Source organism: Streptomyces hainanensis (assembly GCF_004348415.1).
Classification (GTDB): Bacteria; Actinomycetota; Actinomycetes; order Streptomycetales; family Streptomycetaceae; genus Streptomyces; species Streptomyces hainanensis.
Genome location: NZ_SMKI01000889.1, coordinates 1 through 810, shown reverse-complemented (window position 1 = coordinate 810; position 810 = coordinate 1). Strand labels below are relative to the sequence as shown.

Genomic DNA, 810 nt, shown 5'->3' with positions numbered 1-810 from the left:
GGGCCGAGGAGGGGTGGGCGATGGCGTGATCACCGGGAGGTGATCGACGCGATCGCGTTCAAGTACCGCACCGGCTGTCCGTGGATGGACCTGCCGGAGAAGTTCGGCTCGTGGAAGGGCGTGCACAACCGGCTGCGCAGATGGGCGGCCGACGGCACCTGGGAAAAGGTCTTCACCGCTCTGCTGGCCCAGGCCGACGCCGAGGGCGATCTCGACTGGGTCGTCGCGGTGGACTCCACCATCGTCCGCGCCCACCAGCACGCCGCCGGGGCCCGTCAAAAGGGGCCCCGGCCAGCGAGCCGCCAGATCATGCCCTCGGACGCTCCCGCGGTGGACTGACCACGAAGATCCACCTGGCCGCCGACAGCCGCTGCCGGCCCCTGGCGTTCCACCTCACCCCGAAACAGGCCGGTGACGCGCCCGCCTTCATGCAGGTCATGGCCCGTCTGAGGGTTCCCCGACCGGTCGGCCGGCCCCGCATCACGCCGGCGATGATCCTGGCGGACAAGGCGTACTCCTCGCGGGCCATCCGCGGGCACCTGCGGCGGCGTGGCATCCAAACGGTGATTCCCGAACCCGCGGACCAGGCCGCCCACCGCAAGCGTCGGGGACGAGCCGGAGGCAGACCACCCGCCTTCGACCGCGAGGCTTACAAGAACCGGAACACCGTCGAGCGCTGCATCAACCGCCTCAAGCAATGGCGCGGTCTGGCCACCCGCTACGACAAGACCGCCACCATCTACCTCGCCGCCCTCCACATCGCAGGCATCCTCATCTGGTCAGCAACATGATCCGAAAGAAACGGCCTAG

At 69.3% G+C, this 810-nt stretch carries 1 pseudogene; it reads left to right on the top strand.

Going from position 1 to position 810, the window contains the following annotated elements:
• Positions 1 to 791 (top strand): annotated as a pseudogene (locus tag E1283_RS39365) (IS5 family transposase); the annotation flags it as partial.
• Positions 792 to 810: the final 19 nt, after the last annotated feature.